A 14,862-nucleotide genomic window follows, 5' to 3' on the forward strand; every position below is an offset into this window, starting at 1 on the left:
TCACTGGATCATGAATCTTTATTGGTATTAGTTTCTGCTCAGTATAGATAGGGCAAAAAGATGCAAAGTTAAGAAAGGAGATGTGTCTCGGAGATAGAGCGGCTGTCCTGAAAGTAAGACAGCCGAATAAGGTAGCCTGTCACCTCGATGTCAAGCGACTACGCGATAGCGAGGTATTTGTGGGTCTGGATAGACAGGCGCCAGTTGCGCTTGATGCAGGTTTCGATACACAGCTCGGTCGCCCTCGGCTTTTGGCTGATTGGCTGCAGGGCGATATTGACGTTGGCCTTGAGCTGTTTTCCCGCGATCAGCTCATCAAGCTGTTCGATATCTTTTTGGGTACCGACGGGATGCTTGATCTCATCGGCACGTTCCAGCGCACTTGCAAGCACAGGAAGCTTGGCCTTCATGTTGATTTTGGGTGAAACCGTGACCCAGGTGTTATCCGTTGCCAGCACCTCAGACGTACCACTGGTTTCGATCTGGCAGTTAAAGCCCGCTTGCTCAAGAGCGGTAGTAAGCGGCAGCAAATCGTAGATACAAGGCTCGCCGCCGGTGATCACGACGTGTTTGGCGGTGTACTGCTGCTGGGCAAGTAAATTAACGATGCCGTGTGCATCTAGCTCGGTCCAGAGCGGGGAGTCACCGGTCTTTGCCATGACGTCTTCGATAGAGCCGTGATCCTGAGGTTCAGCACTCCAAGTTTGTTTGGTATCGCACCAGGCACAGCCCACAGGGCAGATTTGGAGCCTGACAAAAATGGCAGGTACACCGGTAAATACACCTTCACCTTGGATTGTTTCAAAGACTTCGTTAATTTTGTACACCGTTAACCTCATGGTGGGGGGATTTTGCGACCGGTGATTATCGCAAAATTGCATGGAGCTGTCTTTATGTCGGTTAATTTTTGTAGTTAAAAAAAAGGCAATAGTTTTGCGGTACAATGAGAGCTAGGGCAAAAATTGCTTTGTTTTTCATGATTCATCGTGACCCTTGTCACGGACTTAACATTATCGACTTCACAATTAGTTCGCAAAGTAAAAAAATTCAATTTGTATTAAATGATGACAGATTTTACCGGGAGTTTAGGCATGTATGTCGCTCAGCCAGGTCACATAGACCATATCAAAAGAAACAATGCCGGCAGCGTGTACAAGCTTATTGACTTGTTTGGGCCAATCTCCCGCATTGAGCTATCCAAACGTAGCCAGCTAGCCCCTGCGAGTATTACCAAAATTACCCGTGAGCTCATTGATGCCCACCTGATCAAAGAAACCGCGATTCAGGAATCTTCCAGCCGGGGCCGTCCTGCCGTTGGGTTGGTGCCTGCCAACGAGGGTTGGCAATTTCTGTCTATCCGACTGGGGCGGGGTTACCTAACCATCGCTTTGCACGAGCTGGGCGGGGATATCCTGGTGGAAGAGCGTCAGGATATCGATGTTCTGCACCAAGATGAAGTACTGAAAAAGCTGATCACCGAGATCCACACTTTCTTTGCCAATCATGTCGGTGAACTAGATAGGATCACGGCTATTGCCGTGTCACTGCCGGGATTGGTAAATTCCGATGCCGGTATGGTTATCCAGATGCCCCATTACGATGTACACAACCTGGAACTCGGGCCTGCAATCCATGAGGCAACTGGGCTGCCGGTATTTATCGGTAATGATACCCGCTCTTGGGCACTGGCCGAAAAACTGTTCGGTAACTCCCGCGATGTGGCTAATTCCATTTTGGTGTCTATCCACCACGGCGTCGGTGCCGGTATCGTGCTTGATAATGTTGTGCTGCAAGGGCGGATCGGTAACGTCGGTGAACTGGGCCATATCCAGATCAAACCCTACGGCAAACGCTGCTTCTGCGGCAACCACGGTTGCCTTGAAACGGTAGCCAGTGTGAAGGCTGTTATCGAGCAGGTTGATCAGAGGCTGCGGGAAGGCCATCCCTCGTCGCTTCATGGCAAGACGTTGACGATAGAGCGGATTTGTGAGGCGGCGATGGCTGGCGATACATTGGCCAGGCAGGTGATTGTTGAGCTGGGCCACCATTTGGGCCAAGCCATTGCAATCATGGTTAACCTGTTCAATCCCGAGAAGGTCTTGATCGGTGGTGAATTCAACCGTGCGAAAGATATTTTGTATCCGGCGATCATGGATTGTGTCCGCAGTCAGTCGCTACCGGTGTACAACCGGGATCTGGTCATTGAGCAGAGCTCTTTCTATACCCAGGCGACAATGCCGGGTGCTGCTCTGGTGAAGCAAGCAATGTATGATGGCCATTTGTTGATGAAACTGATTGAGGGTTGACTGACTTTGTTGCCGAGTTAGGTCAATATGCCTTTGTAAAAATTCACATCCACAGACATATGGTTGCCTAAATTGTCACATTAACTGTCACTTTTCAGCTGTTCGTCAATGACATTGTGCAGAAAAGAGAGGGCTGCACGGTGATCATTGCGGCTCATGAACCATTGCTTCTGGTTGGTTTCCAGGGGCAACAGCTCCAGCCATCGCTGACATACCCAAGTCATGTCATTGTAATCGGGGAGGGGATAATTCTCGGCATGTTCGGGATATTCGTCGAACAGGGCTTTTAGGCTATTGGAAATATCTCGATCGACAAACTTGATTTGGCTTGGGGTCCAATTAGAGATCGGGGTGACATCGCCAAACCGTAAGCCATCTTCTTCTTGCCAATGTTTATTGATCAGGAATTTTTCAACGCCTTTGATGGTAATGCCCAGCAGCCCATCAGGGAGCTTTTCGAAATCCGTGATGATTACCCGGGTACCGAAATGGCACAGCGTGGCTTCATCTTTCATGCAGAGGCCGAAGCCGTTACCGTCCCCCATAGCCAGTTTGACTAAACGGGTATAGCGTGGTTCGAAAATACGCAGTTTACTTATCCCACCTGGCAGCAGGTATATCTGTAACGGAAATAGTGGTAATTGCATAGTATTAGCCTTACTGACGTTATTCATTATATAAATACGGGCCAACCTGAAGTTGGGTTTGCTATAACGTTCAGGAAAAGTATAAGCAGACAATCTTTAGAAGTTGTCTGCTTTTCGATACTACTTAAGTGCTAACATGATGGCGGAAGTGAGCTGGCTAAGTTGTTGTTGATTAATGATAAATGGAGGCATTATGTAGACAAGTGTGCCAAATGGGCGAATCCATACCCCACTGTCTACAAAAGTTTCCTGAATACTGGCCATCTCAACGGGCTCATGGAGCTCGACCACGCCGATGGCCCCCAGCCAGCGAACGGCTTTGACCTTGTCGAGTGCTTCAATCTCAGGAAGTGACTCAGCTAATTGTTTTTCAATGGCTTTTACTTGATGCAGCCAATTGCCTTGGGCGAGGATATCCAAGCTCGCATTGGCGACCGCACAGGCCAGCGGATTGCCCATGAAGGTCGGGCCGTGCATAAAGCACCCCGCATCTCCGCCACATACCGTATTTGCGACATGGCTGCTGGTAAGGGTGGCCGAAAGGGTCATGTACCCCCCCGTCAGCGCCTTGCCGACACACATAATATCAGGACTGATACCGGCATGTTCGCAGGCAAATAATTTTCCGGTGCGGCCAAAACCGGTCGCTATCTCATCGGCAATGAGCAAAATACCGTATTCGTCGCACAGCTGTCGCACCCGCTTGAGGAAGGTCGGGTGATAGATACGCATCCCCCCCGCTCCTTGCACGATAGGCTCGATAATTACTGCGGCAACGTTGCGGTGCTGCTGCTCGAGCTGGTGGCGGAAATCATCAATATCCGACTCTTGCCAAGGCTCAAAGAAGCCTCCCTCCGGCGACTGGGCGAAGATATGCTCAGGCAGGAACCCCTTGTACAGGCTGTGCATCGAGTTGTCGGGGTCGGTGACCGACATGGCGGCAAAGGTGTCGCCATGATAGCCATGTTTGACCGTGAGAAATTTTGCCCGCGGCTCGCCTCTGGCATGCCAGTACTGCAGCGCCATTTTCAGTGCCACTTCCACTGCGACGGAACCTGAGTCGGCGAGAAAAACATGCTGCAGGGGGGGCGGTGTGATAGCGACCAGCTTGCGGCAGAGCTCGACAGCGGGCTGATGGGTAATGCCGCCGAACATCACATGTGACATTTTATCGAGCTGGGCTTTAGCCGCTTCGGTTAAGGCCGGATGGTTGTAGCCATGGATCGTCGACCACCACGACGACATGCCATCAATGATTTCCCTGCCGTCCTCAAGTTGCAAATAGACCCCGTTGGCACTGACTACCGGGTAACACGGGAGTGGGTTCAGGGTTGAGGTATAGGGGTGCCAGACATGCTGCTGGTCAAATTCCAAATCGACCGTATTGTTTGTTTTTTGCACAGTTGTAAACCTTGCTCCTTGTTGGTGGTTGACAGTCTACCGTCTCAAAGTAGACTAGCCAAGTAACAAGAAGCAATGAATGCATCATTCAGCAGCCCGTGTTTGTGCTGGCTGAAATCATAATAAGAGGTGATTACACGTGGAAGTACGTCACGACTGGACAGTCGAGGAAGTTCAAGCGCTATTTGACAAGCCATTTATGGATTTGGTGTTTGAGGCCCAGCAGGTACACCGCCAGTACCATGATCCCAATAAGGTACAGGTGAGCACCTTGCTTTCTATTAAAACAGGAGCCTGTCCGGAAGACTGCAAGTATTGCCCGCAAAGCGCGCACTACCGCACGGATGTGGATCGTGAGCGCCTGCTGGAAGTTGAGCGGGTGCTGGATGCGGCGCACAAGGCGAAGACCTCCGGCGCCACCCGTTTCTGTATGGGAGCGGCATGGAAAAACCCGAAAGAGCGCGATATGCCTTATCTGCTGGAGATGGTCCGCGGGGTGAAATCCATGGGGCTGGAAACCTGTATGACACTTGGCATGATCACTGGCGCGCAAGCCAATGAGCTGGCCGATGCTGGCTTGGACTACTACAACCACAACCTCGATACTTCACCGGAGTTCTACGGCAATATCATTACCACCCGTACTTACCAGGACCGCCTCGATACCCTGAGCCATGTCCGTGAGGCCGGCATGAAGATTTGCTCCGGTGGGATCATCGGCATGGGGGAAAGCTCTCGCGACCGAGCCGGATTGCTGGTTGAGTTGGCCAATCTGCCTACCCATCCGGAAAGTGTGCCTATCAATATGCTGGTTAAGGTAAAAGGGACCCCGTTGGAGTCTGTCGATGATGTCGATCCGTTCGACTTTATTCGTATTATCGCGGTAGCGCGGATCATCATGCCTAAATCGGCGGTGCGTCTATCGGCTGGCCGCGAAGATATGAATGAGCAAATGCAGGCGCTTTGCTTTATGGCCGGTGCCAACTCGGTGTTCTATGGTTGTAAGCTGCTGACCACGCCAAACCCGGGCGAAGATAAGGACATGCAGTTGTTCGCCAAACTGGGGATCAACCGCCAGGAGCAAGCAGCTAAGCCGGATGAAGTGCAGGCACAGGAGTTGTTGGGACAAGTGGCCGAGCGCGTTGCCGCACGACCAAGCAAGGATGAGCTGTTCTACGATGCATCGGTTTAAGCAACGGATCGCGTCGGCCCTTGAAGACAGACAGGAGCAAGGGCTTTATCGGACATTGAGCTGCCTGGGGCGCGGACAGAATATGTCAGTGCAGTTGCGGGAACAGTCATTGCTGAACTTTTCCAGCAACGACTATCTTGGTCTTGCGCAAGATCCAGAGCTAGTTGCCGCATGGCAGGAAGGGCTATCCCGTTATGGTGCCGGTAGCGGCGCCAGTCCGTTGGTGACAGGTTTTCACTCTCCGCATCAGTACTTGCAGTCGCAGCTTGCCGAATGGTTGGGCTACGATCAGGCGCTGTTGTTCAGCAGCGGTTTTGGTGCCAACCAAGCACTCTTGTTTGCCTTGCTGCAAAAGGGCGATTACCTGCTGCAAGACAAGCTCAATCACGCCTCGTTGGTTGAGGCGGGGATGCTGTCTCCGGCAACTATGCGGCGTTTTGCTCATAACGATCCCGCTTCATTATCCCGCCTGCTTTCGCGCATGCCCGATTGCTCCCCAAAGCTCGTTGTGACCGAGGGGGTTTTCAGCATGGACGGGGATCTTTCGCCGCTCGGTGATATAGCCGGTGTGTGCCAGCAGAGCGGCAGCATGTTGGTTGTCGATGATGCCCATGGCTGCGGGGTACTTGGTGAGTCTGGCCGCGGCAGCTGTGATCATGCCGGCATCAAGCCAGATATCCTGGTGGTGACCTTTGGCAAGGCATTTGGCCTGCAAGGGGCGGCGATACTGTGCAGTCAAGATGTTGCCGAATACCTGGTGCAGTTTGCCCGCCACTTTATTTATTCAACGGCAATGCCACCTGCGCAGGCCCATGCCCTGTCTACAGCATGTGACATGATCCAGCGACAAGGCTGGCGGCGGGGAAAACTGGTCGCGCTAGGGGAGTGTTTGGCTGGGCATTTGTCACCTGATGTTGAGATGGTGTCTACCCCAACTCCGATCAAGCCTTTGATGGTGGGTAGCAGTGAGCGGGCGGTTAGTTTCGCCGATAAGTTAAGACAGCGAGGGCTGTGGGTGAGTGCAATCCGCCCGCCGACGGTTCCCGCCAATGCCGCAAGGCTGCGGGTGACCCTGACGGCCGCTCATAAAGAAACGGAAGTACGCATGCTGGCGCAGGCAATCAACGAGGTATGGCATGAAGAATAATGCAGAGACAGCAGCCACTCTTTTGGCGGATGCCGTGGTGACCGACAAGCAAGCTATTGCCGACGCCTTCGGCAAGGCGGCGAAGCATTACGATCAATCGGCGGCATTTCAGCGCCAGGTCGGCCATCATTTATTGGCCAAACTCCCCTCGCTCAACGTCGCGGGTAGCCAGGTACTGGACCTCGGTTGTGGGACAGGCTATTTCAGCCAGCAACTACAACAAAGGGGAATGCAAGTCTGTGCCACCGATCTGTCCAGCAAGATGCTCGAGCAGGCCAGATTGCGTTGCGGTGAGCAAGTCAGATATGTAGAAGGTGATGCGGAGTGTCTGCCGTTGCCGGACAATCAGTTCGATTTTGCTTTCACCAGCCTGGCTCTGCAGTGGTGTGAAGATCTGTCGGTTCCGCTGCGAGAACTCCGGCGTGTCGTTAAGCCGGGTGGCCAAATTGTTTTTTCTACGTTGGCACAGGGCTCCCTGTATGAGCTTTGCCATGCATGGAAGCAGGTTGATCAATATCAACATGTAAACAAGTTTCTTTCGCAAAAGGCCATAAAACTTGCGCTGGCGCAAGCGGGGTGTACGGAGCTTGACCTAGAATTTCTGCCAATCACCATGTATTACCGCTCGGCAGTTGACCTTATGAAAGATTTGAAAGGTATAGGGGCAACACATATTCATCAGGGGCGAAAAGCAGGCTTGGCCGGTCGCAAGACCTTTAAGGCATTAGAGAGCGCTTATGATGAGTTTCGACATGAGGACAATCAGCTGCCGGCAACATACCAAGTCTGTTTTGGAGTAATTATTAATGACTAACGCTTTCTTTGTAACAGGTACAGATACTGAAGTAGGTAAAACTGTAGCCTCTCGCGCCATTCTTCATGCTGCAGCTAGCGCGAATATCAAGATGGCGGGTTATAAGCCGGTGGCGTCCGGTAGCGCACCGACAGCCAATGGTATGCGTAATTCTGATGCTTTGTATATCCAAGATGCATCTGTTGTCGAGTTGGAATATGACGAAGTCAATCCGTACGCATTTGAAGCGGCCATCTCTCCGCACTTGGCCGCCGAGCAGGAAGACCGAGTGATCGAGTTTGACGTGCTGTCGAAGGGGCTGGAACACCTCAAGCAAAAATCTGATGTTGTATTGGTTGAGGGGGCTGGCGGCTGGCGTGTACCTGTGTCTTGGAACGACTACCTTTCTTCTTGGGTTAAGCAGGAAAAACTGCCTGTTATCTTGGTTGTTGGTGTGAAGCTAGGTTGTCTGAGTCACGCCATACTAACAGCAGAAGCGATTCAGCATGATGGCTTGGAAGTGGTGGGTTGGGTTGCGAACCGCATCAATCCAGGCACCGAGAACTATGCCGACATCATTCGAATGCTGGAAGAAAACCTACCGGGGCAGAAGTTGGGCGAAATCCCTTATATGCCGGGTATCAAGAAGCGCAACCTAGCGGACTACATTGATCTGTCACCGCTTGGCCTATAATTGGCTGCTTGGTGTAGTGTGCACCAGGTGCTGAGAGATAAAAAAACCTGCCGTTAGGCAGGTTTTTTTTTGCAGACTGCGGTGTCGGTATTATTTTACCGAAGGCTTGCTGGCAGTACGTTTGAGGTTCGGCAGGCAATACCACGCGGCGGCGAACAGGATCAGGCTATAAGCCAGCAGCTCCACTCCTTCCTCGGCCAGGTTCTTAACGCCGCGCACGTAATGCTCTTGCATGATCCCTTGCCACAAACCACCCATGCCAAAGATGCGGGCGAAGACGAGTAGAGTGACCATGGCACCAAGCATCAAACTAAAACTGTTGTGCTTCATATAGTCCATGAGCGGCTCAACGGTGGTTTTGCGGTGCATGATAGCGTAGCCAATTGCCGCAGAGGCGAGCAGCCATGCCGGGTACTTCCAAAAGCCATGGACAACCTGATCGAGTACCGAGTCCATTTCACGGATAAACATCACCCCAAAAAAGGCTGAAACCAAGAGCGCGAAGCCGCGCTGATGTGGCTGGCGGATTGCCACCATGGCAAATAGACTGGATGCAATGAACAAGTAAGTTTCCTGCAACAATTCCGTCCAGGAGTTTTCACCAACACTGTTTTGAATATGCAGCACATCAAAATGGATGGTGAAAGCGGATAGGGCCATTAGCAGAGCAAGCAAAAAGAACAGCGATACGCTTTTGAAGAGCGGCTGGTAAATGGAGTTTGCTTGCGTTTGTTGCGAGGCGGTGGTCGTTGTCAGTGACATGGCGTACCTGCGTACTGTATAGGGTTGCAAAACAGTACAGTCTAACCAGGGCAGCTGAATCTCAACTGAATCGTGATCCGGATCACGCTATTAAGGAAAAAGCCTCTCTTTGCAGAGAGGCTCCAATGAATCTGATTAATAGCAAGCTCGCTTAGTTATTGCCAGCTAGGCCAATAAGTGCTTCTTGAGTTTCAGTAAGCTTCTTGTTATTTCCGTCTAACCCCAGCTCTTTACGCGCTTCTTCTGCAGACATACCAAGATGACAGCGTAGAATGTCAATTGCTACCTGGTAGTTTTCGTGATCAGCCATCATTCCTCCTTGATAATTGAATACCATGCACCATCACTAACTAAATACGACAATAGAATATATCAGTCGTAGATACAATAAGACTAAAGTCTAAACCTGTCTAGTCCTACCATTGCCCTAAGTTTCATAATGCTAGCAGTAGATCATATTCTGCGTTAAGCCCCAATTAAAGCTGTTTCTATTATCATCAAAAAGATTGTTTAATAGTATTTGATTGTTTAATAACAAAAATGAAACGTAACAATTTTTCACTTCCACTTGTTTTCTGTTTCAACGACCATACTATACATATCAATAACAAATGGATGATGCCTCAGTTGTACCAACAATGGGTAAGACTGGGGTAACAGCACCTTCTTTTCAGGAGAAAGAGTACTATATGAAGCGTATTGCATTGTTTTTGGCAACTAACCTAGCGGTATTGCTGGTCTTCAGTGTTGTCTTGAACGTCGTCTATGCGGTGACAGGCATGCAACCGGGGAGCCTTTCTGGACTACTGGTAATGGCTGCCTTGTTCGGTTTTGGTGGTTCGTTGATTTCATTGTTCATGTCGAAGTCAATGGCCCTGCGCTCTGTGGGCGGTATGGTTATCGAACACCCACGCAACGAGACCGAGCACTGGCTGATGGAAACCGTTGCCCGCCAGGCACAACAGTCTGGTATTGGTATGCCGACCGTCGCCATTTATGACTCGGGTGATATCAACGCATTTGCAACGGGGGCCAAGCGCGACGATTCACTGGTTGCGGTATCGACAGGCTTGCTGCACAGCATGACGCGTGACGAGGCCGAGGCAGTATTGGCCCACGAAGTGAGCCACATTGCCAATGGTGACATGGTGAACATGACTCTGATGCAGGGCGTGGTGAACACGTTCGTGATCTTCGTCTCTCGTTTGGTCGCCGGTGCTATCAGCGGCGTAAACAGCAGTGATGAAGAGGGCGAGGGCGGTAGCTACATGACCTATTTCATTGTCTCATCTATCATGGAAGTGCTGTTCGGTTTCTTGGCGAGTATCTTGACCATGTGGTACAGCCGTCACCGCGAGTTCAAGGCCGACGCAGGCTCTGCGCAGCTCGTGGGTAAAGAGAAAATGATCGCGGCACTTGAGCGTTTGAAGATGAGCCATGAATCTCAGCTTGAAGGCTCGATGATGGCGTTTGGGATCAACGGCAAGAAATCCCTGTCTGAGCTGTTTATGACCCACCCACCGTTGGACAAGCGTATCGACGCGCTTCGTCGTGGTGAGCACCTGTAAGCCCGCGGCGAACAGCTTGCTTTAGAATGAAAAAAGCCCTCGGTTGTTGTGACCGGGGGCTTTTTACTTGGAGTGGCTAGCTATTAAGCCATAGCAGCTTGACGCTCGATAGGCTTATCGTTGATTGGGATATGGATAAGCGCAGCAATCAAAGCAAGTACAACGGTTGACCACCAGATAGGCTCGTAGCTGCCATAGTAATCGTAGATGCGTCCGCCGAACCAGGCGCCAAGGAAGCTGCCTACTTGGTGGGTGAAGAAAACCAATCCGTACAGGGTGGAGAGGTATCGTGGGCCAAAGATTTGGCGCACCAGGCCTGAGGTCAGGGGCACGGTTCCCAGCCAGCAAAACCCAATGGCACCGCCAAACAGAGCCGCTGTTTCAGTTGTCACCGGCAGGGTCACAAAGCCGGCGATGACCAGGGTGCGCATCACATACAAGGCAGACATTACATAGCGCTTGTTGAACTTATCGCCCATCACTCCCCAGAAATAACTACCGAAGATGTTGAAGATCCCCACGTAGGCCAAGGCCATCGCTGCTGTGGTACCGGGTAACCCCTTGTCTGCCAGGTAGCTTGGCAGGTGGGTGGCAATGAACATAACGTGGAAACCACAGACGAAAAAGCCCATGTGGATCAGCCAGTAGCCACGGTGGCTGAATGCCTCTTTCAAAGCTGTCTTGAGCGTTTGCTCAATTTCTGGCGTGGCCGATGTGGTTGTTTTTTGCTGATTGGCCTTCATAAAGAAAGAGAAAGCCATCATCAGGGCACATAGCATAGCGAAGACCTGCAGGGCGGTCTGCCAGTCAAACTCGCTGAGCAAATATTGGGCCCCCGGGATCACCGCGAACATCCCGAATGAGCCGGCTGCCGTTGTTAGGCCGAAAGCTTTGGCGGTATGTTCGGCGGGGACCACTCGCGCCACGGCACCCAGTATGATGACATAGCTGGTAGCACTTAACCCAAGTCCGACCAAGGCGCCAAGGGAGACATATAGCCAGTTCGGCTCTACTGCAATTGAGGTAAGGTACAATCCCAAGCCATAGGCGATGGCACCAGTCCAGATGACCTTTTGCGCGCCCCAGCGGTCAGCGGCCATACCGACAAACGGCTGGAAGGCGCCGAAAAGCAAGTTCTGCACAGCGATAGCCAGACTAAAGAATTCACGGCCAGTATCAAAATGCATAGAAATCGGCATCATGAAGATACCGAAAGACTGCCTGATCCCTAGGCTGATAATTAGTGTTCCAATGCCTATCCACACAAGCAGTGGAAAGCGAAAAATACTCATTGTTATAGTCCGGTCAAAGTGTGGTCATTTGAGTTTTGCTGATGGCAGCCGCCGCTCATTGCGTGTTCGGCCAGCGAGTCCAACAATGGCTGGCAGTGGTGAACCCCAACTAGGGTCAGAGCAAGCAGCAAGACCATCCGTATCAGTTGGGCCGTCAGTGATTGTGAAAACATCAGTGCCTCAAGGTAAAAAAGTGCGGGGATAGTAGAGGAAATTAAGTTATGACTCAAATGAGCAAATAACAAATATTCTATGCATAATACGCATATTATCGGGAACGAGGGCGTAGGCGGTAAATTGCACCGGAATCTGCCGATAAATACAGCCAGCCCAGGTCGTCCACAGCCAGGGCCCGTATCCGTTCGTCCAGTGCTTCGAGCAGTCGCTCTTCGTTTGCGATGCCGGCATTGTCTGTTATTTCAACCCGGTTTAGGTGGCGTAGTTTCAATGCCCCACTGAATAGCTGGCCTTGCCAGCTGGGGAAGGCTGCGCCTCGATAAAGAAGCAGGCTGCCCGGTGCTATGGAGGGAATATACACCTTGCGTGGCGAGACAATGCCTTCTTTCTCGGTGGCTTCGCCCACCGCAATCGGGCCCCAATATTCCTTCCCGTGAGAGGTGACTGGCCAGCCGTAGTTAGCCCCTGCGGTGATTAAATTGATTTCATCGCCGCCCCTAGGACCATGCTCGTTTGACCACAGCCGGTTGGTCAGTGGATCAAACAGCAGCCCTTGCGGGTTACGGTGACCAAAGCTCCAAATTTCAGCAAGTGCATTCGGTGTATCGGTAAAAGGGTTGTCTTCGGGCGTTGAGCCATCGAGGTTGAGTCTAAGGATAGTGCCCGCATGGGTTGCGAGATCTTGCCCGTTGGGACGATGAGCTCGGTCCCCGATAGAAAAAAAGACATGGCCTTGGTTATCGAAAGCGATACGGCTACCGAAGTGGCGGGAAGCATCGCTGAAGGATTGGGTGACCAGCAAATCCTGCCAGTGGGTTAACTGGGTACCGCTAAGCTTGGCGCGGGCGAGGGTTGTTGCGGCCTGCCCATCGTGTGCTTTAGCGTAAGTGAAGTAATACCAGGTTTGAGGTGCGGCGTTGTTGTGACGCTGGTCGGGCGGTTGGTTGCCGGTGGTATCTAGTCGGGCGATATCCATCAGCCCCCCCTGTCCGTATTGGCGAATGGGGGGGAGTCCGGAAACTTCTTGCAGGGAACCATCCTCAGGGTTGAGCAGGCGAATATTACCTTCCCGGTAGGTGATCAGCAGCTGTTGGTCGGGGGTGAAAGCCATCCCCCAAGGTACGCCGTCGGTTTGCCCGATGCGCTCAACGACATAGTGCATGCCGAGGCTGGAGCCTTCGAGTACAGTTTCAGGGAAGGACAGAGCCTTGGCTGGTGGGGCCAATATGATAAGGGATAACAAGGCCAGGCGTACTGTGTTCATTGCTGTAGCGAGGGGGCGGTACCTCATCCTGCGGTTTCCTTCTATCCTGTGCGCTATCAGTAGTGTAGCAGCTAGGATAGCGGTGTCTTTTCGACTTTATGGTTACTGTTTGGTTTGTCCTGCAATAATTGCGGCTAGCTGGTCGAGCCCCTGCCGCCAGGTGTTATTTTCACGGAAGTTGGCAAAGCTCAGGCGCAGGCAATGCGCATAGCGCTTGTTGGTACTGAACATGGTGCCGGGAAGTACGCTGATCCCTTGGCTTAGCGCCTGTTGATAAATGGCCTGACTGTCCGCATGCTCGGCTAGAGTGAGCCAGCATAAGAATCCACCGGTTGGTTGGGTCAGGTGGTAATGATCCCTAAGCTGCGGGTATTGGTCCAAGGCCTGGGTGAGCTGCTGATAGAATACCTGCTGTTTTTTAGCGTAACTGCGGCGGATTTTACCGAGGTGCTGGCGGTATTTGCCGCTTGCAAGGAATTGGGCAACCGCGGAGTGAATGAGGTTGGGGCTGCCCATGTTGTCAGTGAGCAAGCGTTTCTCAATTACCGTCTGATACTTGCCGGCCACGACCCAGCCGATACGGAGTCTGGAGTCCAATGTCTTAGATAACGAGTTGCAATAGATCACCCGGTTTTCATGGTCGAGGGTTTTCAGCGGCAGGGGACGCTGATGATGTGCCAGGCCGCCGAAGACATCGTCTTCGATAATTGGGATCCCACGAGTCATGGCGAGGAAGCGTAGTCGGTCCGCTGTCGACATCACATACCCTGTCGGGTTGTTGAAACTGGGGTTAATCAAGATGGCCTTGACCGGCCAATCTTTGAGTGCCTGCTCAAGGGCATCCAAATGAATGCCGGTGATTGGGCTCGCCGGAATTTCAATCACTTTAAGGCCCAGAGATTCTAGTAGCATAAGGTTGCCGAAATAACTGGCAGACTCGACCAAGACAATATCCCCTGCAGAGGTCAGGGCCTGCAGGCTCAAGCTAATCGCCTGCTGCGCACCATGGGTTACCAGCAGAGACTGCTTGGAGATGGTAATGCCAAGTTCGCGGTTTATACCAACGAGTTGCTTCAATAGCAGATCGTTTCCCGGTGGCAGTTGGTAATGGCTGGGAATATGGCTTTGGTAGCGGCTGTGTCGGCCTATTTCAGCGTACAAGCTGTTGATGGCAGGAAAGTCAGTATCAGGGTGGGCCGATCCCATAGGTAAAACCTCTCGGGATACAGGCAGTTCCATGATTTTTTTACTGAGTGTCATTAGGTCGACAAAACCCGGCTCGGGAACCGGTTCTGGAAGTCCATGGATGACTTTGGTGCGATTGACCCGATAGCCAGAGCGGGCTTGTGCGGTGATCTTCTGGTTAGCTTCCAGTTGCTGGTAGGCACGGATCACCGTGTTTTTACTGACAGATAGCTTTTGGCTGAGATCTCGAATAGAAGGGAGTCGTTCCCCCTGCTGGAAGCTTTGTTTGTCTATGCGCTCGGAGATCCATTGGTAGACGTACTGGTATTTGGTTTTGAGCTGGCTATGTTCCTGCAACAATGCTTTTTGACACCGAGAGTTATACGTTTTCTTTGTGTTATCTGTACCCATTAAAAATCACCAAACTGTCCCTG

15 protein-coding genes are annotated in these 14,862 nt (G+C 51.8%); 6 read left to right on the forward strand and 9 right to left on the reverse strand.

What is annotated here, in order from left to right; genetic code table 11:
- Positions 1-158: 158 nt before the first annotated feature.
- Positions 159-827, reverse strand: coding sequence for a 7-carboxy-7-deazaguanine synthase QueE (gene queE, locus PTW35_RS06245; protein ID WP_281026963.1), 669 nt, complete (start codon positions 825-827; stop codon positions 159-161).
- Between the two features lie 264 nt (positions 828-1,091).
- Here queE and PTW35_RS06250 point away from each other — a divergent pair, with 264 nt between their 5' ends.
- Positions 1,092-2,306, forward strand: coding sequence for an ROK family protein (locus tag PTW35_RS06250; RefSeq protein WP_281026964.1), 1,215 nt, complete (start codon positions 1,092-1,094; stop codon positions 2,304-2,306).
- An 80-nt stretch (positions 2,307-2,386) separates the two neighbouring features.
- Here the strand turns inward: PTW35_RS06250 and PTW35_RS06255 are convergent, their stop codons facing one another.
- Both PTW35_RS06255 and bioA read right to left on the reverse strand, forming a co-directional pair.
- The gene (locus tag PTW35_RS06255) at positions 2,387-2,953 is read right to left on the reverse strand and encodes an LON peptidase substrate-binding domain-containing protein (protein ID WP_281026965.1); all 567 of its coding nucleotides are present in this window, start codon (positions 2,951-2,953) and stop codon (positions 2,387-2,389) included.
- A 120-nt stretch (positions 2,954-3,073) separates the two neighbouring features.
- The gene (gene bioA / locus PTW35_RS06260) at positions 3,074-4,354 is read right to left on the reverse strand and encodes an adenosylmethionine--8-amino-7-oxononanoate transaminase (RefSeq protein WP_281026966.1); all 1,281 of its coding nucleotides are present in this window, start codon (positions 4,352-4,354) and stop codon (positions 3,074-3,076) included.
- A 139-nt stretch (positions 4,355-4,493) separates the two neighbouring features.
- Here bioA and bioB point away from each other — a divergent pair, with 139 nt between their 5' ends.
- From bioB to bioD, 4 genes are read left to right on the forward strand one after another with little or no spacing between them, the layout of a single operon-like run.
- Positions 4,494-5,546 (forward strand): biotin synthase BioB, encoded by a 1,053-nt coding sequence (gene bioB / locus PTW35_RS06265; protein WP_281026967.1) that lies wholly within the window; start codon positions 4,494-4,496, stop codon positions 5,544-5,546.
- Entirely contained in the window at positions 5,533-6,693 is a 1,161-nt protein-coding gene (gene bioF, locus PTW35_RS06270) for an 8-amino-7-oxononanoate synthase (RefSeq protein WP_281026968.1), read from the forward strand. The genes bioB and bioF overlap by 14 nt, the downstream gene beginning before the upstream one ends.
- Positions 6,683-7,507 carry a malonyl-ACP O-methyltransferase BioC gene (bioC, locus tag PTW35_RS06275; RefSeq protein ID WP_281026969.1) on the forward strand — a complete coding sequence of 275 codons (825 nt, stop codon included), beginning with the start codon at positions 6,683-6,685 and terminating at the stop codon, positions 7,505-7,507. Before bioF ends, bioC begins: the two co-directional genes overlap by 11 nt.
- Positions 7,500-8,180, forward strand: a complete 681-nt coding sequence (bioD, locus tag PTW35_RS06280; RefSeq protein WP_281026970.1) for a dethiobiotin synthase — start codon at positions 7,500-7,502, stop codon at positions 8,178-8,180. The genes bioC and bioD overlap by 8 nt, the downstream gene beginning before the upstream one ends.
- A 90-nt stretch (positions 8,181-8,270) precedes the next feature.
- Here the strand turns inward: bioD and PTW35_RS06285 are convergent, their stop codons facing one another.
- On the reverse strand, positions 8,271-8,942 hold the full coding sequence (locus PTW35_RS06285) for a hypothetical protein (RefSeq protein WP_281026971.1): 672 nt from the start codon (positions 8,940-8,942) through the stop codon (positions 8,271-8,273).
- Positions 8,943-9,093: 151 nt separating this feature from the next.
- Positions 9,094-9,255 carry a hypothetical protein gene (locus PTW35_RS06290; protein ID WP_281027558.1) on the reverse strand — a complete coding sequence of 54 codons (162 nt, stop codon included), beginning with the start codon at positions 9,253-9,255 and terminating at the stop codon, positions 9,094-9,096.
- Between the two features lie 376 nt (positions 9,256-9,631).
- Here PTW35_RS06290 and htpX point away from each other — a divergent pair, with 376 nt between their 5' ends.
- Complete coding sequence (htpX, locus tag PTW35_RS06295; RefSeq protein ID WP_281026972.1) at positions 9,632-10,510, forward strand: protease HtpX; 879 nt, start codon at positions 9,632-9,634, stop codon at positions 10,508-10,510.
- Positions 10,511-10,593: 83 nt separating this feature from the next.
- Here the strand turns inward: htpX and PTW35_RS06300 are convergent, their stop codons facing one another.
- The 4 genes from PTW35_RS06300 to PTW35_RS06315 all read right to left on the reverse strand — a co-directional run bounded on the left by PTW35_RS06300 (position 10,594) and on the right by PTW35_RS06315 (position 14,839).
- The gene (locus PTW35_RS06300) at positions 10,594-11,802 is read right to left on the reverse strand and encodes an MFS transporter (protein ID WP_281026973.1); all 1,209 of its coding nucleotides are present in this window, start codon (positions 11,800-11,802) and stop codon (positions 10,594-10,596) included.
- Between the two features lie 2 nt (positions 11,803-11,804).
- Positions 11,805-11,975, reverse strand: a complete 171-nt coding sequence (locus PTW35_RS06305) for a hypothetical protein (protein ID WP_281026974.1) — start codon at positions 11,973-11,975, stop codon at positions 11,805-11,807.
- 95 nt (positions 11,976-12,070) lie between these two features.
- Positions 12,071-13,270, reverse strand: coding sequence for a PQQ-dependent sugar dehydrogenase (locus PTW35_RS06310; protein ID WP_281026975.1), 1,200 nt, complete (start codon positions 13,268-13,270; stop codon positions 12,071-12,073).
- A gap of 75 nt (positions 13,271-13,345) precedes the next feature.
- Positions 13,346-14,839, reverse strand: coding sequence for a PLP-dependent aminotransferase family protein (locus PTW35_RS06315; protein WP_281026976.1), 1,494 nt, complete (start codon positions 14,837-14,839; stop codon positions 13,346-13,348).
- Positions 14,840-14,862 lie beyond the last annotated feature (23 nt).

Origin of the sequence: Photobacterium sp. DA100 (assembly GCF_029223585.1) — a bacterium.
In the GTDB taxonomy this organism is placed as follows: Bacteria; Pseudomonadota; Gammaproteobacteria; order Enterobacterales; family Vibrionaceae; genus Photobacterium.